Source organism: Novosphingobium profundi (assembly GCF_018491765.1).
Taxonomy (GTDB): Bacteria; Pseudomonadota; Alphaproteobacteria; order Sphingomonadales; family Sphingomonadaceae; genus Novosphingobium; species Novosphingobium profundi.
The window spans coordinates 46,568-67,900 of record NZ_JABWCU010000024.1 but is presented as its reverse complement, the minus strand read 5'-3'; the positions used below and the strand labels follow the sequence as shown (position 1 = coordinate 67,900).

Genomic DNA, 21,333 nt, shown 5'->3' with positions numbered 1-21,333 from the left:
CCGGATGCCCTGTGCATCCGGGGGTCTTTTTGCGTTCAGGTAAGGTCGGCGAGCGAGATCACCTGGCCGCTGGCCGCCGCGCGGTTGGCCTCGCGGCGCAGGCGCTCGATCTCGAGCCGTTCGGGCGGGGCTTCCTCGTCGGGTAGGGCGGCCAGCGAGGCCTCGTAGATTTCGCGGAAATCCTCGGCGTATTCGGGATGGGAAAAGATCAGGCCGCGGTTCTCCTCGATCCCGCGCAAGGTTTTCTCGCCCACTTCGAGCGGGTCCATGCCAAGCTCGAAGGCCTTGCCGAACGCGGTAAGCGCCTCTTTGTCGACCTCTTCGAACCCACTTTGCGCGAAAGCCTCGGGGCGGCGGAACGCGCTGTCCCAGGCGTTGGTCCGGGTGAGGCCGGGGCAGAGCAGCGAGACGCCGATGCCCTCGGGCGCGAGATTGGTGCGCAGGCTCTCGGTCAGCCCGCGCACCGCGAATTTGCTGGCGGTGTAGATACCCGCCTGCGGCCCCGAGAGATAGGCCGCCATCGAGGCGACATTGACCACGTGGCTGCCCCGGCCGGTGCGCTTGACGAGAGGCAGGAGGGCGACCAGACCATTTGCAACACCTCCGAAATTGACCCCCATGATCCAGTCGTAGTCGGCGTGGGTGGCGGTGTCGGTGGGCCCGAACACCGAGACCCCGGCGTTGTTGACCAGGACGTCGAGCCGACCGAACGCGACGTCGATCTCGCGGGCCACTTCGGCAAAGCGCGCGCGGTCGGTCACGTCGAGCCTGACGAAGACCGGAACCTCGCGGCCTTCCGCCCGAAACCAGGCTTCGGCTTGCGCACGGTAGTCTTCGTTGCGGTAGCTCAGGGCCAGCCGGAAGCCGGCGTTCGACAAGGCGCGGGCGATCCCGAAGCCCAGCCCCGAGACCCCGCCGGTGACGAAGGCCACGCGGCCTTCATGCGGCAATGACACGGCTTCAGCTTGCTCTCCCATGGCGCATTCTCTCCTCTCGCCTTGCTTTTGAATATTGTTAGTGTAGCAAACTATATCAAACAAGACGCAATCTGGGAGAGATTCGCATGACCGACGTGCTCGACACGGCCATCACCGCGCGACTGGACGCCCTCGATCACCGGGTGGGCGAGCTGGAGGACATCAACGCGATCCGCCGCCTACACTGGGCCTACGGCTACTACATCGATTTCAACTTGCCCGAGGAGGTCGCGCAGCTCTTCGCCGAGGATGGCGTGGTGGTGTTCCTCTCGGGCGAATACGTGGGCCATGCGGGCGTGAAGCGGCTCTACGGCGACTGGATCGCCGGGCGCTTCACCGGCGGACGTCCGGGGCCGGTCGACGGGCTCCTACTCGACCACTTCCAGATGCAGGACGTGATCACCGTGGCGCCCGATCGGCAGAGCGCCAAGGGGCGGTTCCGGGGAATGCTTTTCGGTGGCTGGCACGACGATTTCCAGGATACGCGCGAGGAAATGATGCCCCAGCAGTTCATGGAGGCGGGCATCTACGAGAACGACTACGTGCGCGAGAACGGCGTGTGGAAGATCAAGCGGCTCGACTACATGATGCAGTGGCAGTCGAACTACGAAGATGGCTGGGCGCACACCACCTCGCATCTGCAGCCGGCCGCGAAGACCTTTCCCGAGGATCCGCTGGGCCCCGATCGCCTTCTGCCCGAAAGCGAGCATCGCCCGACCTGGCCGTTCCGCCGCGATGTGCCGATGCACTTTGCCCATCCGCGCTTCGGGGCGGTGCTGGCCGGCCAGGCCAGGTCCTGAGCCGGCGCTGCATTTGCTTTACATCCCCGGCCCGGCCCGTATTGTATGTTGAAGAAACAATGAGGGGTCGGGGGCGGAGCGCGCATCATGCGGCCGATCCCGCCTGAACGAGGGAGAGAGAACGCCGTGAATCCGGTGGAGGCCAATCCGCGCGATCCGCGTGACATCATTGCCGATGCGCCCATGTCGCGTGCGCAAGTGGTTGCGGTCGCGATCATGGTCGGGCTCAACGCGCTCGACGGCTTCGATGTGCTCTCGATCAGCTTTGCCTCGCCCGGGATCGCCGCGCAGTGGGGGATCGACCGCGTCGCGCTGGGTGTGGTGCTCTCGATGGAACTGATCGGCATGGCGGTCGGCTCGGTGATCCTGGGCGGCGTCGCCGATCGCATCGGGCGGCGGCGCACGGTGCTGGGCTGCCTTGTCGTCATGGCCTTCGGCATGGCGATGGCGACGCAGGCGCAGAGCGTCGCCACACTGTCGATCTGGCGCGTGCTGACGGGTCTGGGCATCGGTGGCATGCTTGCCGCCATCAACGCCGTCACCGCCGAATTCGCGAACGCACGCCGGCGCACCGTGGCGATGAGCATCATGGTCATCGGCTATCCGCTTGGGGCGGTTATCGGCGGCATCGTTTCGGCGCAGCTGCTGACGCTGTTCGACTGGCGCGCGATCTTCTGGTTCGGGGCGATCCTCACCGCCTGCTTCGTCCCTCTCGTCTGGTTCCTCGTGCCCGAGACCGTGCACTATGAGCTCGTGCGAAGGCGCGGCCAGACGCTTGCGCGCGTCAACGCGGTGCTCGCCCGTTTCGGGCATGCGCCGGTCGATACCTTGCCTGCCGTGCGCGCCGAGGAGGAGAAGGCCTCGCTTGCCGACATCCTGCGCCCGGGCCTGATGGCGACCACGCTGCTGGTGACTTTCGCCTATTTCGCGCACATCGTCAGTTTCTACTTCATCCTCAAGTGGACTCCCAAGATTATCGTCGACCTCGGCTTTCCGCCGCCCGAAGCGGCCGGTGTGCTGGTCTGGGCAAATCTTGGCGGGGCGCTGGGAGGAGCCATCTTCGGCTTCGCCGTCCAGCGCCTGCCGCTGAAGGGGGCGACAGTGGCGATGCTGCTGGGCTCGGCGGTGATGGTGGCGCTGTTCGGAGCGGCCGGAGTGCGTAGCCTTGCGGGCCTCTCGGCGCTCGCCTTCGCCTCGGGCCTGTTCACCAACAGCGCGGTCTCGGGGCTCTACACGCTCTTCGCGCGGGTCTTCCCGACCCACGTGCGCGCGACTGGCACCGGTTTCGCCATCGGCATCGGGCGCGGCGGGGCGGCGCTCTCGCCGATCCTGGCGGGCGTCCTGTTCGAGGCCGGACTTTCGCTGGCGCTGGTGGCGACAGCGATCGCGCTCGGCTCGCTGCTGGCCGCGTTCGCCTTGCTGGCACTGCGCTTCACCCCGCGCGATTGAGCGCGTTTCGCGTTCGATTTTACTCGAATTTGCAATGAAACATAGCTATTTTCCGATCCGGTAGACGGATCGAGATAGCGGAGAGGTTCTCTTGGAATATCAGCAGCATTGCGACGCGCTTGCGCGGCATCTCGAGTGGGCGCCATTCCTCGACGATCTGGCCGCGAGCGGGGTCGAGGTGGACCAGGAGACCTGGCGGCAAATCCTCGACGAGGCGGCCAAGCTTGCCGAAGGCGTCATCGCGCCGCTCGACGGGGTGATGGACGCGGTCGGGGCAAAGGCCGTCGACGGGCGGGTGAAGACGGTTCCGGGCCACAAGGAGGCCTGGGAGGCCTTTGCGCAAGGCGGCTGGATCGGCCTTCCGCTGCCCGAGGATCTTGGCGGCATGGCGCTGCCGCTGGTGCTCCAGAACGCCTGCGAGGAAGTGTTCAACCGCGCCTCGCCCGCTTTCGCGATGCTGGGCACGCCGGGGCGCACCGCGGCCGAAATGCTGGTGGCGAGCGCGCCCGAGGCGATCGCGCGCGATTGGGTGCCGCGCCTCGTCAACGGCGAATGGGGCGCCACCATCTGCATTTCCGAGCCCGATGCCGGTTCCGACGTCGGGCGCATCCGCACCCGCGCGGTTGCCGGTGAGGACGGGGGATGGCGCATCAGTGGCGAGAAGTGCTGGATCTCGTTCGGCGACCACGACCTGACGCAGCGCATTGGCCATTTCATGCTGGCGCGTTCGAGCACCGAGCCGGGGGTGCGCGGGCTCAGCCTGTTCCTCGTTCCCGACACGGACGAGGACGGGACCCGCAACGGCGTCTTCGTGCGCCGGATCGAGGAAAAGCTCGGCCTCCACGGATCGCCCACTTGCGTAATGGGGTTCGAAGAGGCGCAGGGCACCCTGATTGGCCCCGAAGGGCGCGGCCTCCAGACCTTGTTTCACATGATGCTGCGCATGCGCCTGTCGTGCGGCCCGCAGGGAATCGGCGTCGCGGCAGGTGCCTTCGACCGCGCGCTGCGCTACGCGGGCGAACGGAAACAGGGCGGCGCACCGCAGTTGGCACCGGTGCTGATCCGCGAGCACGCGGACGTCCAGCGCATGCTGCTGGGCATGGCGGGGCGGATCGAGGCGGCGCGCGGCGTCTCGCTTGCCGCAGCCAACGTCTTGCAGTTGAGCGAGCGTGCGACCGAGCCCGCGGCGGCGGCGCGCTGGTCCTCGCTCGCGCAGTTCCTGTTGCCGATTGCCAAGGACCTGTCGGCGCGTCTCGCCTTCGACTGCGCAAGCGAGGCGCTGCAGGTCTTCGGCGGCGCAGGCTATACGCGTGAATGGCCGATCGAGCAGACCTTGCGCGATGCGCGCGTCTTCGCAGTCTTCGAAGGAACCAGCGGGATCCAGGCCACCGACATGCTGCATCGCCGCCTCTGGCGCGAGAAGGGCGAGGGGCTGAACCTGTTCCTCGCGATCGCCCGGGAGGAACTGGCCGAGGACGAGCCTTCGGGCGCGCTGGAAGGGGCGCTGGCCTCGCTCGAACAGGCGATGGAGGGGCTGGGCGCCATGGCGCAGGCACCGCGCGAAGGCGATGCCGGGGCGCTGGCCTTTCTAGACCTTTGCGGAGCCTGCGTCGGGGGCTGGATAGCCTTGCGGCTTGTTCACCGAGCGGGGGAGAGTCCGGCCTGTGCGCGCCTTTGCGCCGCCGGGCGCTTCTACCTTGCCGAATTGCCCGCGCGCGCGCAGGCGCTGTCGAGCCTGGCGACGCTGGGCAGCGCGCGGCTGGATGGTTTCGCGGCGTTCGTTGCGGAGTGAAACGAGCCCGGCTCGCACAAGGGCGGTGGGCCGGGCGTTCAGAACGCCTTGATCTCGACGTCGTGGATGCGCTTGAGCAGGGCGGCGAGCATGTGGAATTCGGCGTCGGAGAAGCGCTCCTTGAGCCAGGCGCCGAGTTCACTGCTGCGTTCGCGCGCGGTGGTGAGCATCGCGGTGCCATCCTCGGTGATCTCGAGCGTCTGGCGGCGCTTGTCGGTGGCCGATTGGCCGCGCTGGATAAGCCCGCGTCCCTCGAGACGGTTGATGATGCCCATGACGGTCGCCCGGTCCATCTGCAGCGTGCGGCCGATGTCGCTTTGCGAAGCGCCCGGGTTGTCCGAGATCAGGATCATCGTCGTCAGCTGCGTCTGGGTGATGCCGAGATCGTTGAAGATTTCGGAAAAGCGGCGCTGGACCGCGCCCTGCGCCAGGCGAAGATGTAGGTCGAGCACATGATCGATGCTCGTCGCAGCGGGAATTTCCGTGAAAGGGGCAGGGGCATTCATGGAACCTAGTTGCGATTCTTTGGTCTTCACGTCAAGCCGCGACTTGGAAATTTTAGTGAGTGAGGCATACAATATGGCGAAGGCGAATCCGTTTGAGAGACGCCGCCAAGGAGAGGACATGTCCCATTTTCCCGCAAGCCCGAGCTTCACCGGGTTCAACACGCCCTCGCGGATCGAGGCCGATATCGCCGACCTCGCGCACGAAGGGACGATCCCGGCCGGCCTCGATGGCGCGTTCTACCGCGTCCAGCCCGATCCGCAGTTCCCGCCGCGGCTGGGCGACGACATCGCCTTCAACGGCGATGGCATGATCACGCGCTTTCACATCCATGATGGCCAGTGCGACTTTCGCCAGCGCTGGGCCAAGACCGACAAGTGGCAGCTCGAGAACGAGGCGGGGCAGGCGCTGTTCGGCGCCTATCGCAATCCGCTGACCGACGATCCGGCGGTGGCGGGGCGTTATCGCTCCACCGCCAACACCAACGCCTGGATCTACGCGGGCAAGCTGTGGGCGATGAAGGAGGACAGCCCGGCGCTGCTGATGGACCCGGTGACCATGGAGACGCAAGGGTTCGAGACCTTCGGCGGGACGATGAAGGGACAGACCTTCACCGCGCATCCCAAGATCGATCCGATTACCGGAAACATGGTGGCGATCGGCTATGCCGCCTCGGGCCTGTGCAGCGACGACGTTGCCTACTACGAGGTGAGCCCCGAGGGCGAACTCGTGCGCGAGGTCTGGTTCAAGGTTCCCTACTACTGCATGATGCACGACTTTGCGATCACCGAGGATTACCTGGTGATCCACATCGTGCCCTCGATCGGCAGCTGGGAGCGGCTGGAAAAGGGACTGCCGCACTTCGGGTTCGACACCACGATGCCGGTGCACCTGGGCGTGCTGCCTCGCCGCGAGGGCGTGACCGGCGAGGAGATGCGCTGGTTCACGCGCGACAACTGCTTTGCCAGCCACGTGCTCAACGCCTGGCAGGACGGCTCGAAGATCCACTTCCTGACCTGCGAGGCGAAGAACAACATGTTCCCCTTCTTCCCCGACGTGCACGGCGAGCCGTTCAACGGGATGGAGGCGATGAGCTATCCCACCGACTGGACGGTCGACCTGGCGAGCAACGAGGACGACTTCGCCGCTGTCACGAAGCTAAGTGACACGGCCTGCGAATTTCCGCGCATCGATGATCGCTTTACCGGGCAGCAGACCCGCTACGGCTGGTTCCTCGAGATGGACATGAAGCGCCCGGTCGAACTGCGCGGGGGAAGCGCCGGGGGCCTCCTGATGAACTGCCTCTTCCTCAAGGATTTCGAGACCGGGGAAGAGCAGCACTGGTGGTGCGGTCCGGTCTCCAGTCTGCAGGAGCCGTGCTTCGTGCCGCGCTGCGCCGAGGCCGAGGAAGGCGATGGCTGGATCGTGCAGGTCTGCAACCGCTTGGAGGAGCACACCAGCGACCTCCTGATCTTCGACGCGCTCGACATTGCCAAGGGTCCCGTGGCAACGGTGCACATTCCGATCCGCCTGCGCTTTGGTCTTCATGGCAATTGGGTGGACGCCGCAGAGATTGGCCTCGCGGCCTGAAGGAGGACGTTCTGATACCCGAAGGTGCCATCAAGCCCGGTCTTGAATTCGTCTACGAGGCCTATTTCGACCTCGAACCACCCCGGCCGATCGGCACCACTTTCGACGGCACCCGGCGGATCATCCCGATCCGGCCGGGAGGCTCGGTCGTGGGGCCCAGGATCCGGGGGAGCCTGGTCGGCAGCGCGGCGGATTGGCAGCTCACCCGCCCCGACGGGGTGACGCTCGTCGATGCGACGTACGCGATCGCGACCGAGGACGGCGCGGTGATCCAGATCCGCAACCGGGGGCTGCGGCGGGGCCCCGCCGAAGTGATGGCCCGGCTTGCGGCGGGCGAGGCGGTCGATCCGGCCGAATACTATTTCCGCACGGTGCCCGAATTCATCGCGCCCGAGGGCCCATATGACTGGCTCAACACGTCGATCTTCGTGTGCGCCGGCGCGCGCTTTGCGCTCGGCATCAAGCTCTGGGTCTGGCGCGTGCTTTAAGGAATAAGAGATATTTCGAGGGGCCATCGCCCTTTGACCCCACGATCGTGGAGCTCACTGGCAGCGACCAAGGCTCGCGCGAGAAAGGTGAGCAAGCCCGTTTCAAGAGCCCGAGGGCGATGGCCCTCGGAAATCTCTTTCGCCTAAATCTCTTCCCCGGCTCCGCGACAGCGTGCGACAAGGCTGTCCTCGTCGCGCTTCACCCGCAGCATGGCGATAACCAGCAGGATCACGATCACCGGGGCGACGAGGTTGATCGCGAGGATCGCCGAGCCCAACTGCCCGCCGTTCGCGTCGCTGATCATGCCGACGGCATAAGGGCCGATGCCCAGGCCCGCGAGCGTGGAGATCATCACGAAGGCCGAGGAGGTGATCCCGCGCATGCGCGGCAGCACGAGGTCGTACATCATCGCGTAGAGCGGCGGCATCCACATTGTCAGCACCAGCGAATAGAGCGTGAAGCGCCCGTAGAAGCTGCCCGCCTCGGGCGCGGTGTAGACCCAGATCGCCAGCAGCGGCGAGAGGGTCAGCGCGGCGAGGGTCAGCCCGATCCGCCCGGCGCCGGGCAGGTAGCGGTTGGCGCGATCGGCCAATGGTCCGGCGATGAAGGGGCCGACCATCCCGAGCGCGGCGGACAGGAGCCCGAAGTGCAAGCCAGTCTCGCGCACCGAGAGGCCGTAGGTGCGCATCAGGAACGAAGGCGTGAAGCCCATGACACCGTAGTTGATCGCGGTCTGCAAGGCGCCTGCGCCCATCAGCAGCAGCAAGGTGGGCGTGCGCAGCGCGGTGTAGGCGGGCGCGTCGGAGAGCTTGAGCGACTGGAACAGGTTGAGGATCACGAAGGCCCCGAAGCCGACGACGCACCATTGCAGGACGTGGGGATCGATGGCGATTGGCCCGAAGGCGATGGGCGGGCGGGGCGAAATGCGATCGGAGAGCAGTACGAGAAGGCTCGCCGCGAGAACGATGAGGGCAAGCCCGCCGAGATTGACGGCCCAGGTGCGCGCCGAGGCGCCGCGACGGTGAAGCATGACCATGTTGGTGAGCGGGGCGACCGCCGCGAACAGCGCAAGACTGGCGCGAAACGGGGCCGGGTCGCGGCGCGAGACGATGCCGTCGCTCTGCCCGCGCCCCGGCTCGGGTTCGCGTAGCAGCAGCAGGACCAGGAGAAAGCCGGGCAGAGCGGCGACGACGAAGGCGAATTGCCAGCCTGTCAGGCCGAGCGGAGCCGGGCCGTCGAAGACGTGGTTCCACCAGTCGGCCGCAACGCCGCCCAGCATCATCGACAGCCCGAGGCCGAGCGCCACGGCGATGGCGAGGGCGGCCATCGCGAGGCCCCGGCGATTGCGCGGGAAGACGTCGAAGATCAGGCTGTTGCCGGTGGGCGAGGCGGCGGCCTCGCCGATCCCGACGCCCAGGCGCGAAAGCGCGAGCAGCGCGAAGCCCGAGGCGAAGGCGGCCATGAGCGTGGAAAGCGACCAGATCGCGATGCAGATGGCGAGCAGGCGGGTGCGGATCCAGCCATCGGCGAGGCGGCCCAGCGGCAATGAGAAGAGGGCGTAGAACAGCGCGAAGACGGTGCCGTAAAGCAGCCCCAGTTCGGCATCGCCGATGCCCAGGTCCCGGCGGATGTCGCCCGCGAGGATCGAGAGAATCTGCCGGTCGAGCAGGCTCATCGCCTGCGCGGCGCAAACCAGCGTGAGGATGCGCCAACCCGCCCGGCTGACCGCGTCGGAAGCCGGCTTCACGTCGGCCTTCACAGCTTGAACCAGTTTTCGGCGTTGGTCTGGAAGAACTGGCGTTTGACGTCGAAGGGCATGTCCATGTCGTCCATCGCGTGCACTTCCTTGGCGAGGACCTGGTAGGGATAGTCCATGGCGTACATTACGCGCTCGGGGCCCATCACCTCCTGCGCAAACTTGATCGCAGGTTCCCAGGGCATGCCCGAATTGGTGACGAGCACGTTGGAGCGGAAGTATTCGGCGATCGTCTTCTTCAGCGGCTTCATGCAGGCGTAGCGGTTCGAACGCACACCCGCCTGGTGCATGTAGTCGAGCCGGTAGAGCCAATAGGGCAGGGCCTCGCCCATGTGGCCGACCATGATCTGCAGCGAGGGATAGCGGTCGAAGATGCCGCTGGTGATCAGCCGCAAGAGGTGCATGCCGGTCTCGACCCCGAAGCCGAAGATCGCGCCGTCGAGACCGGCCTCGAGCATCGGATCGATCATGCTGTCGGGCGGCGTCGCGGGGTGGATGTAGAGCGGCTGGTCGACCTCGACGAGCGCGCGGAAGATCGGGTCGAACTTCGCGGCATCCAGATACTGGCCCTGGGTGTGGCTGTTGATCTGCACCCCCTTGAAGCCGAGTTCGCGGGCGCCGCGCACGATCTCGCGCGCGGACCATGCGGGGTCCTGCGGGGCGACGGCAGTCATGCCGATGAAGCGGTCGGGATGCGCCTGGCAACGCTCGGCGAGCATGTCGTTGGCCGAAAGGGCGATGCCCTTGGCCTCATCGAGGTCGGTCAGCGGCTGGACGCCGGGCGAGGTCAGCGCGAGGATCGCCTTGTCGATGCCGAGGCCGTCCATGTCGGCGATGCGCCGCTCGCCCAGGTCGAGCAGGCGCTCGATGATCGTCATGGCGCGCTCGCTTGGGCTCTGCGCGTAGAAGCCCCATAGCGAGACCATGCCCTTGTCCGCGCTGCCATCCTTTACCATGCGCAAGTAGATGTCGACCTGCTCGCGCGTCGCGAAGGCCTCTTCGGTGGCGATGCGCAAGTATCCCTTGCCACCGCCGGTCTTGAGCTCTCCCGTCATGTTCGTCTTATCCTTCGTGCAGGGCCTTGGTGACGAGGCAGGCCATGACCCCCTCGGGTCCGTCCTCGTGGCCGTGACCCGACCATTTGACCCCGCCGAAGGGGCTGTCCGAGCCGCCGATCATCGGCGTGTTGATGCCGACCATGCCCGCCTCGATCGCCGCGCCAAGGCGCTTCTGGCGCGCCGCGTCGGAGGTCCAGGCATAGGCCGCGAGGCCATAGGGGAGGCGATTGGCCTCGACGATCATCTCTTCCTCGCTCTCGAAGCGATTGATCAGCGCGACCGGGCCGAACGGTTCCTCGTTCATGATGCGGCTGGCCTGCGGCACGTCCGAGAGGACGGTTGGCAGATAGAAGAAGCCCCGGTTGCCGAACCGCTCGCCTCCGGTGTGGAGCCGCGCTCCGGCTGCGACGGCTTCGCGGATGAGCGCGTCGATGGCCTCGACGCGGCGCGGGTTGGCGAGCGGGCCGACCTGGCTTTGCGGATCGAGCCCGGGGCCGACGCGCAGCGCGGCCGCGCGCTCGGTGAAGCCTTCGCGAAAGGCGTCGTAGACGGGGGCCTCGACGATGAAGCGAGTGGGCGAGACGCAGACCTGGCCGCCGTTGCGGTACTTTTGCGGCACCACGGTGTCGAGCACGCGTTCGAGGTCGGCGTCGGCGAAGACCAGCACGGGTCCGTGCCCGCCCAGTTCCATCGTCGTGCGCTTGAAGTCCTCCAGCGCCAGTTTGGCAAGCTGGCGCCCGACCACGGTCGAACCGGTGAACGAGAGCTTGCGAATGACGGGGCTGGCGAGCAAGTGGCGCGAGACCTGGTCGGGCACGCCGAAGACCGCCTGCGCGACGTCCGTTGGCAGTCCCGCGTCGTAGAGGCATTGCAGCACCGCGAGCGCGCTTGCGGGTGTTTCCTCGGCGGCCTTCATGATCACCGAGCAGCCCGCCGCGATCGGGGCGCCGAGCTTGCGGCCCGGATTGCCGATGGGAAAGTTCCAGGGCGCGAAGGCGGCGACCGGGCCGACCGGTTCGTGCAGCACGGTCGAGCGCATGCCTTCGGGACGCACCAGTGTGCGGCCGTAGAGGCGGAACACCTCGCCTGCGTAAAATTCGAAAAGCCCCACGTTCATGCCCACCTCGATACGCGCCTCGGCAAGCGTCTTGCCCTGCTCGAGCACGGCGATGCGGGCGATTTCCTCGGTGCGTTCGCGCATCAGGCGCGCGGCGCCGTTCAACACGGCGGCGCGTTCGTGCGGACTGGACTTGCGCCAGCGTGCGAAGCCGGTGGCCGCGGTCGCCAGCGCGCGGTCGAGGTCTTCAGCGGTGGCGAGGGGAAGCTGGCCGATCGTCTCGCCGGTCGCGGGATTGAGCACGGCGTGGGTGGCGCGGCCGTGCGGGCCAAGCCGTTCGCCGGCGATCATCAGGTAGAGTTCGGGGTAGTCGGTCATGCCTCACCGCGCTGGAATTTCTTCGGAAAAAAGGGGGCGTTGCCGCGTGCGCGGCGTGCAGCGCGCGGATCTCGTCCGCGCGCTGCACGCCGTCAGGCCTGGAAACGGATCACTCGGCGGGTTCGGCGGCCTTCCGGGCCTGCTCGCGATCGATGTCGCCCTGCCAGCGCTCGGCCACCATCGGCTTGCCGGTGATGGGGTGCGCCATGTGGAAGGGCAGCAGCTTGTGCGTGGGCCACAGCCAGTGGTCGTCGATCAGTGCATCCGGGCCGCTCGGATCCTCGGGGTAGAGGACCTTGGGGAAGGGGACATATTCGGCTTCGGTGAAGGCCCAGCCCTTGTCGAAGTCGGCGTGCCAGTGGGGGAAGTAGTTGAGCACGTGGATCCGCCAGACGCCGTCCACCTTCTTGTAGGTGTTCTCGTAAATGCCGCCTTCCCACCACTGGCGCGGATTGGCCATCATCGGATTGTCGGGCGTGACATAGTCCTTGTGGCGTCCGGCCTGCATCATCGAGCGCGCGCGGGCATGCGCGGTGACGCCGTCGGGCTCGATGGTGACGATATCCTGAAGTTGGGGGTGATCGAGCAGGAAGCCGTCGATCGGGCCGTTGTTGCCGTGGGTGAAGCGCTTCTGGAAGCGTTCGACGTAGAGCCGGCGCACGCCTTCCTTGCCCTTCCACACGCCGCCGAAGAAGCGCACTTCGCCATCGTCGGTGAACAAGTCGATGACTTCCTCGTACATGCACTTGTCGATCAGGTAGCCGTAAAGGTGCTGAAGCTTGCGCACGTCGAGCTCGTCCTCGCGCACGGTCAGGCGTCGGGTGAGCTCGGCGACCTGGGCCTCGAGGGCATCGAGACGCGTGGTGTCGGTCATATCGTTTCTCCTCTCACAAATTGTACGTTCGCCCCCGCTTTTGCGGGTGTCGTCACAGGCCGAGCGCTTCGAGACGCTCGATTTCCTGGCGGTAGGGCTTGATCGCCCGGAAGATGCAGAAGCTGGCGAGCGGCAGCAGGGCGATCGCGGTGATTTCCAGCGCGAGCCACAGCTTGGCGGGGTCGACCACCACATATTGCGCGACGAGCCCGATCACGAAGCTGCCCATCGCCCCGAAAAAGGTGAACATGAACAGGTAGATCGCGGTCACCTGGCCGCGCATGGCGTTGGGCGCGACGCGCTGGATCGCGGCGTTCTGGGGCACCGCGCCGGCGATCCCGAACATCGCGCCGACCGAGGCGACCGCCATCGAGGCGTAGCCGTTGGGCATGATCGGCGAGAGGATCGAACACACCGTCACCGCACAGAAGCAGATGAACGCGGCGCGCACGTTGGCGTCCTTGTAGCGCTTGGCGAGCCATTCGACGAAAGTGCCGCCCAGCACGAGGCCGAGCAACGAGGCGACAAGGATCATGCCGCCGGTGACGGCGCCGATCTGCGCCTCGCTCCAGCCGTAAGTGCGAATCATGAAGGGCACCCGCCAGAAGCCGAGCCCGGTGCTTTCGAGCGCGCTCAGCGCCAGTCCGAAGAACAGCGGATAGTAGACCTTCCCATTGGCACGGATCGCCTTGGCCGCGTCGAGCCCGGTGAAGGTGAGGATGCGGCGTCCCAGCGAGGCGCCTTCAGGCACCATGCTCTGTGCGCCCGGCACGACCTGGCGACTTGGCTCGCGGATGGTGAGGAACAGCAGCGCGAACAGAAAGGCGGGAAGGCCGGTCCAGATCAGGATCCACTGCCAGGAGAAAATCCGCAAGGGGCCGATCACGGTGGGCCCCCAGTGCGAGGTCATCGCGATCAACTGCCCTCCGATCAGCGGCCCCAGCGTCGAGCCGCCGATGAAACCCAGCTGCAGGATCGCGAAGGCGCGGGTGATCTTCTTGGGCGGGAACATGTCGGCGATCAGCGAATAGGAGGCGGGCGCATGCGCCGAGCCGCCCGCGGCGAGGAACACGCGGCTGCCCACGAATTGCACGAAGGTCTGCGCCACGCCGCCCGCCATGGTGACGAGGCCGATCACGGTGACGCCGCCTGCGAGCACGAACTTGCGCGGCCAGATGTCGGCCAGGCGCGCAAGCGGGATGCCCACGAAAAGATAGCAGATGATGCTGGCGGGCCCGGCAAGGAAGCCGAGCTGCGAGTCGGTCAGCCCGAAGTCGGCCTTGATGCGTTCGGCCATCATGCCGAACACGACCTGGTCGAAGAAGGTCAGGAAGGTGGCCAGGACGATCACCGCCAGCGTCCAGTAGGCCGCTGCAGGGCGCGGCCACTGGCGGGTTTGTGCCGCGTCGGGCCCGGCGTTGTTGCCTGCCGACACGCCGGTCGGCTCGAACGGTTCGATGCCGGCACTCGCTATTGCCATCGCGTCTCTCTTCCCATCTCTCGGGGCATCTTGTGTGGACGCCCACTTTCGTTATTGTTAGCCTTGCATACAATCTCTTGTTCCGGAAAAAAAGACAGGAGATTCGGCTCGAGGCCGAAAAAAGATACGAATACGATGGAGAGGAGTGAGGTATTATGCAGGATCTACCGGGCAAGACGGCCTTTGTTACAGGCGGCGCCAGCGGGATCGGCCTGGGAATTGCCAAGGCGCTTCTCGGCGCGGGCATGAACGTTGTCATCGCTGACATTCGCCAGGACCATCTCGACGCCGCGCGCGACGAGCTCGACGGGGGCGAACGGGTCCTTGCGCTGCAGCTCGACGTGACCGATCGCGCCGCCTTCGCCGCCGCCGCCGATGCGACCGAGGCGAAATTCGGCAAGATCCACATCTTGTGCAACAACGCAGGTGTCGCCGTCGTCGGGCCAACCGATCTGGCCACTTTCGCCGACTGGGACTGGGTCATGGGCGTCAACGTGGGCGGCACCATCAACGGCATCGTCACCATGCTCCCGCGCATGCTCGCGCACGGTGAGGGCGGTCACATCGTCAACACCGCCTCGATGTCCGCGCTCGTACCCGCACCCGGCACGACGATCTATTCCTCGGGCAAGGCGGCGGTCACCTCGATGATGGAATGCATGCGTCCCGAACTGGAATCGCGCGGGATCATCTGCTCGGCGTTCTGTCCGGGTGCGGTGCAGTCGAACATCGCCGAGGCCGGGCGCACGCGCCCTGCCGAACTCGCCGAAACCGGCTACGCCGAGGCCGACAAGGGGCGTCAGGCCGGAGGCAGCCTGTTCCATCTCTATCAGACCAAGGAGGAAGTCGGCCAGCGCGTGCTGACCGGCATTCTCAACGACGAGCTCTACATCCTCACCCACGCCGAATTCCTCGTTGGCGTGAAGGAGCGCGGCGAGGCGACCACCGCCGCGGTGCAGGTCCAGCTTCCCGAGAACGAGGAGTACAAGCAGACGTTCGCGATCCTGTTCCGCAATCCGGCGATAACCCAGGAACTCGGCCGTCAGAACGCCCTGCGCGCGGCGCAGATGGCCGAGACGGGCGTGGCCTGAGGGGAGAAGAGATCATGACCGAACTAGCCGGACGCACCGCCTTCGTGACCGGGGGCGCCAATGGCGTGGGCCTGGGAATTGCCCGTGCGCTGCTTGCCGAAGGGTGCAAGGTGGCGATCGCCGACGTGCGCGAGGATTCGATCGAGGCCGCACTCAAGCTGCTCGAGAACCAGCACGTGATGGGCGTGAAGCTCGACGTCTCCTCGCGCGAGGCCTACGCCGAGGCGGCCGACCGGGTGGAAGCCGAACTCGGTCCCGTCAGCCTGCTGTTCAACAACGCAGGCGTGAACCTCTTTCAGACCATAGACGACAGTTCCTACGACGATTGGGACTGGCTGCTGGGAGTCAACCTGCACGGGGTGATCAACGGGGTGACCACGTTCGTGCCGCGCATGAAGGCGCACGGGCTGGGCGGGCACGTGTGCAACACTGCCTCGATGGCCGCGTTCCTGTGCAACGGCGCGCCGGGGATCTACAACACCACCAAGTTCGCGGTGCGCGGTCTCAGCGAATCCTTGCGCTATAGTCTTGCGCCCCACGGGATCGGGGTCTCGATGCTCTGCCCGGGGCTGGTGAAGACCTATATCTACGCCAGCGATGCGATCCGTCCCGATGCGCTCAAGGGCACGGCGAAAGACGTGAACACCGAGTTCGTGAGCAACCTGGAAAAGCTGCACGAGGCGGGGATGGAGCCGGAAGTGATCGCGGCGCGAACGCTCGAGGCGATCAGGCAGAACCGCTTCTACATTTTCTCGCATCCCGAATTCCGCGACGAACTGCGCGAGGTCTTCGACGAGGTCCTCGACGAGTTTCGCGACTATCCCGAGGATCCGGGACTCGCCGACCGCCTCAAGATCGAGGCCGGACGGCGGGCCAGCTACAAACAGGCCCGCGAGGTCGCCCGCGCGCTCGGATAGCGGCGGGCCTGCATCCTGGACTATGACGGGGCCGGTCCCGGCTGGGGCCGGCCCTTGTCGTGAAACTCTCGCGCGGCGCGCCTTCAGTCCACGTCGAAAATGGCATGATCCGGCGTCTATGGGACTCTAAAGGGCTTTCGTGATGCGAAATATGCCGTCAGATCGCGCGATGCATAGACGATTCCTCACCGTGAGCCTTGCCTGCCTGATATCGCTGGCGACAAGCGCCTGCCTCGACAAACAGGGACGCATCGAGCAGAAATTGCTCGAATTCGGCCTCCCCGCGGCCACCGCGCAGTGCATGGCGAGACCACTCGCCTCCGATCTCTCGGTCGGCCAGCTCAAGCAGCTCGGCGCGCTGGTGAGTGCGGTCGGCAAGCGCAACGGGCCGGGCGGAATGGATGTTCTGCTGCATCAGCTGGGGCGCATGGACGACCCCGAGATACCTCTCGTCGTGGGCCGCGCGGCGCTCAAGTGCACTTTCGCGCGCTGACCCATCACGGATCTGATGACCGCGCATGCGGAAAGATGCAAAGCTGTAGGGAGATGGAGGCCCGAGCCGGAATCGAACCGGCGTAAACGGATTTGCAGTCCGGTGCGTAACCACTCCGCCATCGGGCCTTCGGTGTGGAGGAAGCGCCAGTAACAACGGATCGCGGCTTGCGCAATGGGATTCGCGCGCAAAATGGCACCTGGGGCCGATTTAATCGACAGCTTCGAATTCGAGCCGCTGTTCGAGCGGGTAGGCGGCGCGCAGGCGAACGCGCACCGGATCTCCGGGCATTGCCCCGGGCAGCGCCAGGCGCGCGATGACCGGCAAGGTGTTGAGCTGGATCTGCGCTCGCTCGCCCTGTCGGTCGGTCACGGTCGCCGCGAAGGTGCAGCCGGCGAGGGGTTCGAGCATCGTCGCTTCGGCCAGGTCGATGACCGCGCGCTCTATCTGGGCGTCGCGGGCGCCCGCGCGGGCCATGACCGGGGGGAGTGTCTCAAAGGCATCGCGCACGAAGGCAGGTATCGGCTTTCCCTGCGCGAGCGCGTGGACGGTGCGCAGAACATAGCGATCGGCGAGCCGCCGCAACGGCGCTGTCGCATGCGCATAAGGCGCGCCGATCGCCGCGTGCCAGGGCAATTCGTCGGTGTGGTAGCCGCTGTAGCTTGCGCCGTGGCCGGCGCGGCGAATTGCCATCATCAAGGCCGCGTGCGACGCATCTCGTGGATCGAGCCGGCGCTCGAGCTGGGCGAGCGGCATGGTCTCGGGCCAGGGAACGCCAAAGGCCTGGGCCGTGGCGCGCAGTTCCTGCTCGGCCTTGGCGTCGGGCGCAGGCATCGTGCGGAACAATCCGGTCTGCGCTGCGAGCATGGCCTGGGCCACGGCGAGGTTCGCGGCCAGCGAAAGCGCGGCATTGCCCTCTTCGGCGGGGCCGGAAAGGCGATATCCGAGCCGGAAGGTCCCGCTCCCGTCCTTTTCGAGCTGCTGTTCGGGCGGGTCGATGCGCGAGGCGCCGCGCGCCTGCTCGGCCTGGGTCAGGCGCCGGACGATGGCGTCGAAGCCTGGGGGCAAGTCGTCCGGGCGCACGGTTTCGTAGCCGAGCTTGGCGCGGCTGCGGATCAGTGCGCGTTCGACGCCGTCGAGGCGGCAGCGGCCATCGGGTGCGATGCGGACGCTGAGGATCAGCGCGGGCCGATCTCCGTCGGGCAGAAGGCTGGCGCAACGCTCGCTGAGCAGGGGTGGATAGAGGTTCGCCTTGCCATCGGGCAGGTAGCAGGTCGTGCCGCGTTTCCACGCTTCCTGGTCGAGCGGATCGCCGTCGGTCACGAACCAGGCGACGTCGGCTATCGCGTAGTGAAGCAACCAGTCCGAGCCGGCCGCCTCGATCGCGAAGGCCTGGTCGAGATCGGTCGAGCTCGCCGGATCGAGCGTGACGAAGGGGCGCGCGGTGCGATCGATGTGTTCGCTCGGCGCGCGGCGGGCGGCCACTTCGGCGGCCGCGAGAACCGCCTTGGGGAAGCTGGTGGGAACCGCGTATCGCTCGCGGATGATCGAAAGGCCGTTGGCGAGCCATCCCGCCGGGTCGTGCAGCGCGCGCATCGCCGGTGTGTGCCTGCAAGGCTCTGGATCGACAAGCGCTTTTACGCGAGGGGCAGGTCTTGCAGGTGCACGGTCCGTCGGGCATCGTGTCCAGCAGGTTCAGAGGGTGAAACCTGAATGGAGGCCTGACGATGATACTCGGTGCGGTTCTGGCCGGAGGCCTCTCGCAGCGCTTCGGGCGCGACAAGGCGCTCGTCGAAGTGGAGGGTCAGACGCTGCTCGCCCGTTCGGTGGACCGACTTGCCGGCTGGTGCGAGCAGGTGGTGGTGGTGGGGCGCGCCGAAGCTCCTGCGCCCACCTTGCCCGATTGGCCGCGTGAGGGGATGGGGCCGCTCGGCGGGCTGGCGGCCGCCCTAAGGCATGCGGCGGACGCAGATTTCAGCCTGGTGTTGACGATTCCGGTCGACAGCCCAAGTCTCCCCGAGGATTTGCTCGCGCGGTTGTCACCGGCCCCGGCCTTCCTGCGCGATCAGCCCGTCATCGGTCTGTGGCCGGTTTCGGCCACGGCGGCCGTCGAGGAGATCCTGCGCGAGGATACGCGCCATGCCATGCGGACCCTGACCGACCGGATTGGCGCGCGCAGCGTGGAACTGGATGGGCCCCTGGCCAACATCAACACGCCCGAGGACTGGCAAGCCTTCGTCGGCCGGGCGGATTGAGTGATCGCCAGCCGGGCGCGGAGCCCGGGGAGTGTGCGCTCCCCAGGCTCCGGCCCCGCCCCCGAATGCCTCTCAGGTCATTGGCGTAGCGGTGTGAGCTACGCTTTTGACGGTCCGGATTACCCCAGCGGGTGTTTCGGTCCGGTGCCGCGAGCGTGGGTCGTTCTGCCGGGCGCTACGCGATTCCGGCGTGCGCAGCGCATAGCCGCCCGCGGGAATCGTTTCGATCAGGTCCTTGGCTCCGACCAGATCGAGCTTGCGGCGCAGACGCGACATGTGCACCGCGATGCTGTTCGTTTCCGGAATGAAGCCCATGCGCCAGACGTCCTGGATCAGCGTAGACTTGCTGACCGGGCGATTCAGCGTCTCCGAGAGGCGCCAGATGAGCGCGAACTCGCGCGGATTGAGGTTGAGTGACCGGCTCTCGACATAGGCTTCGCGTTCGAGCAGGTCGAGCGTGAGCTGGCCGATACGGCGTACACGCGGCAGGCTTTGCAGGCCATTCATGATTTGGCGTGCGCGGGCATCGAGCTCGTCGAGGAAGATGTCGGGTGCCACCGCATCGCCGATCCCCGCGCGCAGCAATTGCGCACGTGCCCGACTGCAGGATACGTCGATCACGATCAGGGCGCGGTCGCGTTCCGCGGGATCGCAGTCGAGCCCCTCGGCCCAATGGCCCTGTTCATAGCTGGCCCGGTCAATCAGGCCGATCAGCCGGTGTATCTCGGGCATGTCCTTGTCGAAGGCGACAAGTTCCCACCCCCTCTGTCGCAGATCCAGGCTGGCCGGCAACGCCTGCGAAGCCAGCCAGCAGAAAATCGGTGCGCTGCCCCCAGCGCTGATTGCTTCCCCCATTCCCATCCCCAAGTCGTTGCCTGAAAGTGCTCTCTCGACATCGACGCTGACCGGGAATGAGGGGCGTTACAACTCCAAAAATCTTACAGGCGTTTACTTAGTATTATCTGCAAAATATTGATATTCAGGAAGAATTTCCAGTATTCACGCCCTTTGAATTAAGGAATCGCTTGATGTTGCGCGCGGCCTGGCGCAGGCGCTGTTCGTTCTCGACCATGGCGATGCGCACGAATCCCTCGCCGTCCTCGCCGTAGCCCACGCCCGGTGCCACCGCGACTTGTGCCTCGGTGAGGAGCTGCTTGGAGAATTCGAGGCTGCCCATGTCCTTGAGCGCGGGCGGCAGCGGCGCCCAGGCGAACATCGAGGCCTTGGGGCTGGGGATTTCCCATCCCGCGCGCCCGAATGCCTCCACCATCACGTCACGGCGCTTCTGGTAGAGTTCGCGATTCTTCGCGACGATGTCCTGCGGGCCGTTGAGCGCGGCGCAGGCCGCGGCCTGGATCGGAGTGAAGGCGCCGTAGTCGAGATAGGACTTCACGCGCTTCAAGGCTGCGATCAACTTGGCGTTGCCCACCGCGAAGCCGACGCGCCAGCCTGCCATCGAGAACGTCTTCGACATCGAGGTGAACTCGACCGCGACGTCCTTGGCGCCGGGCACCTCGAGGATCGAGCGGGTCGGGTTGCCGTCGAAGTAGAGTTCGGAATACGCGAGGTCGGACAGGATCCAGACCTTGTTCTCCTTCGCCCAGGCAACGAGGCGCTCGTAGAAGGCGAGGTCCACCGTCTCGGCGGTCGGGTTCGAGGGGTAGTTGACGATGAGGATCGAGGGGCGCGGTACGGTGAAGGCCATCGCCCGATCAAGCGATTCCCAGTAGCGCTCGTCGGGCGTCGTCGGTACCGAGCGGATCGTCGCGCCCGCGATGATGAAGCCGAAGGTGTGGATCGGGTAGCTGGGGTTGGGCGCAAGCACGACGTCGCCGGGCGCGGTGATCGCCGTGGCGAGGCTGGCGAGGCCTTCCTTCGAACCCATCGTCATCACCACTTCGGTCTCGGGATCTAGATCAACGTTGAAGCGGCGGCCGTAGTAGTTGGCCTGGGCGCGGCGGATGCCGGGAATGCCAGAGGAGGCCGAATAGCCGTGCGCATCTTCCTTGCGCGCGACTTCACACAGCTTGTCGATGACGTGCTGGGGCGGGGGCAGGTCGGGGTTGCCCATGCCCAGGTCGATGATGTCCTGTCCCGCTCGCCGGGCCGCGTGACGCATCGCGTTGACTTCGGCGATGACGTAGGGCGGCAGGCGCTTGATGCGGTAGAACTCGTCTTCCATGACCTATCTTCTAAATTCCATGTCTGTGCGGGGCGGAAATGCCCTCGCGCTCCTCTAGTGGATAACGAAGCTCACGCAAATGGGTGTTCTGCGCAAATTTTCTTTCGTGCAGCGCCGATCGATGGCTTGGGCGCAAGGGTGCAAAGCCCCTCGACAGGGCTCGAGCATTGGGCCAGACAAGGCGGGTCGGA

The 21,333-nt window shown here is 66.2% G+C and carries 19 protein-coding genes and 1 tRNA gene; 9 read left to right on the top strand and 11 right to left on the bottom strand.

The genetic code is table 11. The annotated features are described in order from the left end of the window. Positions 1-35: 35 nt before the first annotated feature. Complete coding sequence (locus tag HT136_RS22850; protein WP_214202144.1) at positions 36-977, bottom strand: SDR family NAD(P)-dependent oxidoreductase; 942 nt, start codon at positions 975-977, stop codon at positions 36-38. Positions 978-1,063: 86 nt separating this feature from the next. Here HT136_RS22850 and HT136_RS22845 point away from each other — a divergent pair, with 86 nt between their 5' ends. The 3 genes from HT136_RS22845 (at position 1,064) to HT136_RS22835 (ending at position 5,018) form a co-directional block, all read left to right on the top strand. Next, positions 1,064-1,777, top strand: a complete 714-nt coding sequence (locus HT136_RS22845) for a nuclear transport factor 2 family protein (RefSeq protein WP_214202143.1) — start codon at positions 1,064-1,066, stop codon at positions 1,775-1,777. Positions 1,778-1,912: 135 nt separating this feature from the next. Next, a complete protein-coding gene (locus HT136_RS22840) occupies positions 1,913-3,226 on the top strand; it encodes an MFS transporter (RefSeq protein ID WP_425516913.1) in 1,314 nt (437 codons plus the stop codon). 91 nt (positions 3,227-3,317) lie between these two features. Further along, entirely contained in the window at positions 3,318-5,018 is a 1,701-nt protein-coding gene (locus tag HT136_RS22835) for an acyl-CoA dehydrogenase family protein (protein WP_214202142.1), read from the top strand. A 38-nt stretch (positions 5,019-5,056) separates the two neighbouring features. On the opposite strand, the gene HT136_RS22830 is transcribed toward HT136_RS22835, so the two are convergent. Continuing rightward, on the bottom strand, positions 5,057-5,470 hold the full coding sequence (locus HT136_RS22830) for a MarR family winged helix-turn-helix transcriptional regulator (RefSeq protein WP_343222291.1): 414 nt from the start codon (positions 5,468-5,470) through the stop codon (positions 5,057-5,059). Between the two features lie 172 nt (positions 5,471-5,642). On the opposite strand from HT136_RS22830, the gene HT136_RS22825 reads away from it, so the two are divergent. Further along, entirely contained in the window at positions 5,643-7,112 is a 1,470-nt protein-coding gene (locus tag HT136_RS22825) for a lignostilbene-alpha,beta-dioxygenase (RefSeq protein ID WP_214202140.1), read from the top strand. Continuing rightward, entirely contained in the window at positions 7,076-7,600 is a 525-nt protein-coding gene (locus HT136_RS22820; protein WP_246544204.1) for a DUF3237 domain-containing protein, read from the top strand. The genes HT136_RS22825 and HT136_RS22820 overlap by 37 nt, the downstream gene beginning before the upstream one ends. A gap of 143 nt (positions 7,601-7,743) precedes the next feature. On the opposite strand, the gene HT136_RS22815 is transcribed toward HT136_RS22820, so the two are convergent. From HT136_RS22815 to HT136_RS22795, 5 genes are all read right to left on the bottom strand, one after another. After that, positions 7,744-9,348: an MFS transporter gene (locus tag HT136_RS22815; RefSeq protein ID WP_343222290.1), complete on the bottom strand. Its 1,605-nt coding sequence runs from the start codon at positions 9,346-9,348 to the stop codon at positions 7,744-7,746. A gap of 8 nt (positions 9,349-9,356) precedes the next feature. Continuing rightward, positions 9,357-10,412 (bottom strand): amidohydrolase family protein, encoded by a 1,056-nt coding sequence (locus HT136_RS22810; RefSeq protein WP_214202139.1) that lies wholly within the window; start codon positions 10,410-10,412, stop codon positions 9,357-9,359. 7 nt (positions 10,413-10,419) lie between these two features. Then, positions 10,420-11,850 carry an NAD-dependent succinate-semialdehyde dehydrogenase gene (locus HT136_RS22805; RefSeq protein ID WP_214202138.1) on the bottom strand — a complete coding sequence of 477 codons (1,431 nt, stop codon included), beginning with the start codon at positions 11,848-11,850 and terminating at the stop codon, positions 10,420-10,422. Positions 11,851-11,959: 109 nt separating this feature from the next. Continuing rightward, on the bottom strand, positions 11,960-12,724 hold the full coding sequence (locus HT136_RS22800) for a nuclear transport factor 2 family protein (RefSeq protein WP_214202137.1): 765 nt from the start codon (positions 12,722-12,724) through the stop codon (positions 11,960-11,962). Between the two features lie 52 nt (positions 12,725-12,776). Then, a complete protein-coding gene (locus HT136_RS22795) occupies positions 12,777-14,204 on the bottom strand; it encodes an MFS transporter (RefSeq protein WP_214202136.1) in 1,428 nt (475 codons plus the stop codon). Positions 14,205-14,359: 155 nt separating this feature from the next. On the opposite strand from HT136_RS22795, the gene HT136_RS22790 reads away from it, so the two are divergent. The 3 genes from HT136_RS22790 to HT136_RS22780 all read left to right on the top strand — a co-directional run bounded on the left by HT136_RS22790 (position 14,360) and on the right by HT136_RS22780 (position 16,705). Then, positions 14,360-15,295, top strand: a complete 936-nt coding sequence (locus HT136_RS22790) for an SDR family NAD(P)-dependent oxidoreductase (protein WP_214202135.1) — start codon at positions 14,360-14,362, stop codon at positions 15,293-15,295. A gap of 14 nt (positions 15,296-15,309) precedes the next feature. Continuing rightward, the gene (locus HT136_RS22785; RefSeq protein ID WP_214202134.1) at positions 15,310-16,212 is read left to right on the top strand and encodes an SDR family NAD(P)-dependent oxidoreductase; all 903 of its coding nucleotides are present in this window, start codon (positions 15,310-15,312) and stop codon (positions 16,210-16,212) included. 169 nt (positions 16,213-16,381) lie between these two features. Beyond that, on the top strand, positions 16,382-16,705 hold the full coding sequence (locus HT136_RS22780; protein WP_214202133.1) for a hypothetical protein: 324 nt from the start codon (positions 16,382-16,384) through the stop codon (positions 16,703-16,705). 54 nt (positions 16,706-16,759) lie between these two features. On the opposite strand, the gene HT136_RS22775 is transcribed toward HT136_RS22780, so the two are convergent. Together HT136_RS22775 and HT136_RS22770 are read right to left on the bottom strand one after the other, a co-directional pair. Next, a tRNA-Cys gene (locus HT136_RS22775) sits at positions 16,760-16,833 on the bottom strand. Between the two features lie 82 nt (positions 16,834-16,915). Beyond that, positions 16,916-18,301 carry an RNB domain-containing ribonuclease gene (locus tag HT136_RS22770; protein ID WP_214202132.1) on the bottom strand — a complete coding sequence of 462 codons (1,386 nt, stop codon included), beginning with the start codon at positions 18,299-18,301 and terminating at the stop codon, positions 16,916-16,918. A gap of 131 nt (positions 18,302-18,432) precedes the next feature. Between HT136_RS22770 and HT136_RS22765 the strand changes: the two genes are divergently transcribed. Then, complete coding sequence (locus HT136_RS22765; protein ID WP_214202131.1) at positions 18,433-18,960, top strand: molybdenum cofactor guanylyltransferase; 528 nt, start codon at positions 18,433-18,435, stop codon at positions 18,958-18,960. A 72-nt stretch (positions 18,961-19,032) separates the two neighbouring features. Here HT136_RS22765 and HT136_RS22760 read toward each other — a convergent pair whose 3' ends face one another. Both HT136_RS22760 and HT136_RS22755 read right to left on the bottom strand, forming a co-directional pair. Next, entirely contained in the window at positions 19,033-19,815 is a 783-nt protein-coding gene (locus HT136_RS22760; RefSeq protein ID WP_246544201.1) for a winged helix-turn-helix domain-containing protein, read from the bottom strand. A 124-nt stretch (positions 19,816-19,939) separates the two neighbouring features. Continuing rightward, the gene (locus HT136_RS22755) at positions 19,940-21,142 is read right to left on the bottom strand and encodes an LL-diaminopimelate aminotransferase (protein ID WP_214202130.1); all 1,203 of its coding nucleotides are present in this window, start codon (positions 21,140-21,142) and stop codon (positions 19,940-19,942) included. Positions 21,143-21,333 lie beyond the last annotated feature (191 nt).